The organism is uncultured Sphingorhabdus sp. (assembly GCF_937872355.1).
GTDB lineage: Bacteria > Pseudomonadota > Alphaproteobacteria > Sphingomonadales > Sphingomonadaceae > Sphingorhabdus_B.
Genome location: NZ_CALMSV010000238.1, coordinates 1 through 4,431, shown reverse-complemented (window position 1 = coordinate 4,431; position 4,431 = coordinate 1). Strand labels below are relative to the sequence as shown.

Here is a 4,431-nt window from a genome sequence, read left to right as displayed (position 1 = left end):
TGATCGAGGCGCTTGACCTCGAATTTGACGCAGGCCTCGGCGTGCTAACAGGCGAGACCGGGGCAGGGAAATCCATTCTGCTGGATGCGCTCGGACTCGCCTTGGGTGCGCGTGCCGACAGCGGGCTTGTTCGCAATGGTGCAAACAAGGCGCAGGTCACTGCGAGCTTCGATGCGCCGTCCAATGTCGTCGCTCTGCTTTCAGAGAATGACATTTCAATGGAAGCGGGCGAGCCGTTGATGATCCGCCGATCGGTTCGCGCCGACGGTGGCAGCAAGGCGTTTATCAATGACCAACCCTGTTCGGCTGCATTGCTTCGCGATGTAGGTGGTCTCTTGGTGGAAATTCACGGCCAGCACGATGATCGCGGCCTGCTCAATCCACGTGGACACCGGGCGCTGCTCGATAGTTTCGGACGATGCGAAACGGCATCGGTGGCGACGCATTTTGCCGCATGGCAAGAAGCAAAGGCCCGGCTCGATAGTGCGCGCGAGGCACTCGATAATGCCGCACGGGATCGCGAATGGCTGGAGCATGCAGTCACCGAATTGCGCCGCTTTGCTCCCGAGGAAGGTGAGGAAGAACAGCTCGCGACTGAACGGGCCGACATGCAAAAGGGCGAACGTATTGCCGAAGATTTGCGCGCAGTGCTGGAAGCTTTTGAAGGATCAGAAAGCGGGCTCGCCAAACTGCGCAGTGCAGCACGAAGGCTCGATCGCCTCGCCGGTGAACATGCCTTACTCGCCGAAGCCCTGACCGCATTGGATCGCGCCGTCATCGAGGCAAGCGAAGCCGAGGACAAGTTGATCGCAGCAACCCAAGCCCTGAGCTTTGATCCAGAACGGCTCGATGCCATTGAAGTGCGGTTGTTTGACCTTCGCGGCTTGGCGCGCAAGCACAATGTCCGGCCAGAAGAGTTGGCGCAACTGACTGAAGAGCTCGCGGCCAAGCTGGATGCCATAGAGGCAGGCGGAGAAGGGCTGGCCAAGCTGGAAGCCGAAGTCGCTCAGCACGCTGAAGCTTACCGCAAATCCGCATCCGCCTTATCCGTCAAGCGTATGGATGCCGCCAAGCGCCTCGATGCATCGGTCGCTGCCGAACTGGCCCCGCTTAAACTGGATGCGGCGCAGTTTCAGACTGCCGTGGAAACGCTTCCGGAAGATCGTTGGACTGCATCGGGCATGGATCGTGTTGAATTTCTCATTTCGACCAACCCTGGCGCGCCCTTTGCACCGCTGGCGAAAATCGCATCGGGAGGAGAACTGTCGCGCTTCATCCTTGCGCTTAAGGTAGCGCTAGCAGAGGAAGGCGGGGCAGCAACTATCATCTTCGACGAAATCGATCGCGGAGTGGGGGGAGCCGTTGCCTCGGCGATAGGAGAGCGTCTGGCCCGACTTGCCGGGGCAGGGAAGCAACTCCTCGCCGTCACCCACAGCCCGCAGGTTGCGGCCAAGGGGCAAGCGCATTATTTCATCGCCAAGTCGAGTGAGGGTACAGTCACTCGCACTGGCGTCGTACGCCTTGATGCCGAAGGCCGCCGACAAGAAATCGCCCGGATGCTTTCTGGTGCGGAGATTACTGACGAAGCTAGAGCGCAGGCCGCACGCCTGATGGAGGGCGTATGAAGCCGCGAATTTTTGCTTTGGCGTTGGTTAGTGCAGCAATTGCAGGATGGCTCGTTTTTGATTTTGTGTCTGATCGAGCGCCGCCGCACCGCTTTCTCGTTCGATTAGATGAAGATGCCAGTAAAGTTGAACTTGCGTTAGGCAATGCTGATGGGAACGACGTAATTGTGATGAAAGGTGGACCACGGCATTATTTTGCTTCACCACACATCTCCGATGCCTCGGGGCACATCCGGATAGTTTGGGCTAATAAAACGGAAACGAACTGCGTCATCGGCTACATTACCAATGGGGAAAGGGAACCTCATGTCGTATCAGTTATTAAGCGGGTTTGTCCGCCTATAGGTAGTAATGTCTGAGATTGTAGTCACTGAAGCCCAGGCTGCCAATGAATTGATGCGCCTCGCCAAGGCGATCGCACGTCATAACAATCTTTATCATGCGCATGACGCACCCGAGATTTCGGATGCTGAGTTCGATGCTCTTGTCAGGCGGAATAACGAACTGGAGGCGGCATTTCCGCAGCTGGTGCGGGCAGACAGCCCCAATGCGCAGGTTGGTGCGGCGGTGGAGGCTTCGCCGCTGAGCAAGGTCACTCACGCCAAGCGGATGATGAGCCTCGACAACGCGTTTTCGGATGAGGATGTCGAGGATTTCGTCGCGCGTGTCCGGCGCTTTTTGAATCTTTCTGCCGATACTGAGGTCGCATTGACTGCCGAGGACAAGATTGACGGCCTGTCCTGCTCATTGCGCTATGAAAATGGCGAACTGGTGCAGGCGGCCACGCGCGGCGACGGGCAGGTGGGGGAAGATGTAACTGCCAATGTGCGGACCATCTCCGATATCCCGCATCGCTTGTTCGGCAAAGTTCCGGCGGTTTTTGAAGTCCGCGGCGAAGTGTTCATGGCGAAGGCCGATTTCGAGGCGCTCAATGCCCGGTTGCTGGCCGAGGCGGATGATCCCGAAAAGGCCCGCCAATTTGCCAATCCACGTAATGCAGCTGCGGGTTCGTTGCGGCAGAAGGATCCGGCTGTCACCGCGTCGCGGCCCTTGCGCTTCCTCGCCCATGGCTGGGGCGAGACGAGTGCCATGCCTTCAGACAGTCAATATGGCGTCATGCAGGCGATTGCCGGTTGGGGAATACCGGTTTCGACATTCCTCAAACCTGTTGCGGGCGCAACGGGGGCTTTGGAACATTATCGCGAGATCGAAAAGCAACGTGCGGACCTGCCTTATGATATCGATGGCGTGGTCTACAAGGTTGACCGGCTCGACTGGCAGGAACGTCTGGGCTTTGTCGCCAAGGCGCCGCGCTGGGCAATTGCACATAAATTTCCGGCGGAACAGGCTGAGACGACGTTGGAAGCGATCGACATTCAGGTGGGGCGCACGGGTAAGCTTACCCCCGTTGGCCGGTTGAAACCGGTAACTGTTGGCGGGGTGGTTGTCTCGAACGTGACGCTCCACAATCGCGATGAAATTGCCCGACTGGGCGTGCGTCCCGGTGATAGGGTGAAGGTGCAACGGGCAGGGGACGTCATCCCCCAGATTGTCGAGAATCTTACCCGCGATTCAGTATTGCCGGAATTTCATTTTCCCGATCATTGCCCCGAATGCGGTTCGGAAGCGGTCGCAGAGGAAGGCGAAGTCGATGTGCGCTGCACCGGCGGCCTCATCTGTCCCGCCCAGCGTGTGGAGCGGCTAAAGCATTTTGTAAGCCGCGCGGCACTGGATATCGAAGGTCTGGGCGAAAAGACGATTCAGGAATTTTTCGACCTCGGCTGGTTGCACTCGCCCGCTGATATTTTCCGCCTGCAGGAACATCGTGCTGAGATATTGGGCCGCGAGGGCTGGCAGGAAAAGTCTGTGGATAACCTGTTGAGTGCCATCGAGACCAAACGCGCGCCGGATGCCGCGCGTCTGCTGTTTGGTTTGGGCATTCGCCATATCGGGTCCGTCACCGCACGTGACTTGATGAAGGCAGCTGTTACTCTTCCAGTGCTGCGTCAAGAGATAGAGAAGTACAACCGAATGTTTCGAGTCGAAGGAGGAGCTTGGGTTTTCCCACACAGCGACGACGGAACGGGTTATTTGGATTTTCACGGCATCAACGGAATTGGAGATGCTGTAATCAATTCGCTGCGTTTGTTCTTTGATGAGCCGCACAACGTTGCGGTGTGGGAAGATGTGCTCAGCGAAGTTTCTCCACCGGACTATATCGTTGAGACGCGCGCATCCTCGGTTTCGGGTAAGACCGTCGTCTTCACCGGAGCCCTCGAAACTATGAGCCGCGACGAAGCCAAATCACAGGCAGAGGCCCTTGGGGCAAAAGCCGCTGGTTCGGTATCAGCCAAGACTGATCTGGTCGTTGCGGGGCCCGGCGCTGGGTCTAAGCTCAAAAAAGCACAGGAACTGGGTATCGAGGTGATCGACGAAGCCCAATGGGCGGCGATTGTCGCAGCCGCCGGTTAATCGAACCAGCGCATAACCCCGCCGGGCATCGGCGTCCAGATGCCCATACGGACACCCGCTTTGCGCAAAACTGCTCCAGTCCATTCGTTGCACGTAGTGTAAGCCGAGTAATGGCCCTTGCTGTCATAAAACAGGTTATTGGGCCCATAAGCCGGGTAGGCGTTGCTTCGTCCTTCGGGCGTTAGTTTGAATGTTAACCGAATGGACGTGATGATGCTGCGATATTGCGTCTGTGAGACCAGGAAGCGCCTGCGATGTTGGGCAGGGCGCGGGTCGATCAGGTGATAGATCGGAAGAGCGTCGTGTAGGGAAAGAGTGTAGATCTCGGTGGTCG

The 4,431-nt window shown here is 57.6% G+C and carries 3 protein-coding genes; all 3 read left to right on the top strand.

Annotated features, from left to right (window positions below; all coding sequences use genetic code 11):
- The first annotated feature begins 2 nt into the window (after positions 1-2).
- Genes recN through ligA form a run of 3 tightly spaced genes read left to right on the top strand, consistent with a single transcriptional unit; the run spans position 3 to position 4,097 of the window.
- Positions 3-1,625 (top strand): DNA repair protein RecN, encoded by a 1,623-nt coding sequence (gene recN / locus Q0239_RS15595; RefSeq protein ID WP_298604585.1) that lies wholly within the window; start codon positions 3-5, stop codon positions 1,623-1,625.
- Positions 1,622-1,984 (top strand): hypothetical protein, encoded by a 363-nt coding sequence (locus tag Q0239_RS15590; protein ID WP_298604583.1) that lies wholly within the window; start codon positions 1,622-1,624, stop codon positions 1,982-1,984. The genes recN and Q0239_RS15590 overlap by 4 nt, the downstream gene beginning before the upstream one ends.
- Entirely contained in the window at positions 1,977-4,097 is a 2,121-nt protein-coding gene (ligA, locus tag Q0239_RS15585; protein WP_298604581.1) for an NAD-dependent DNA ligase LigA, read from the top strand. The genes Q0239_RS15590 and ligA overlap by 8 nt, the downstream gene beginning before the upstream one ends.
- Positions 4,098-4,431 lie beyond the last annotated feature (334 nt).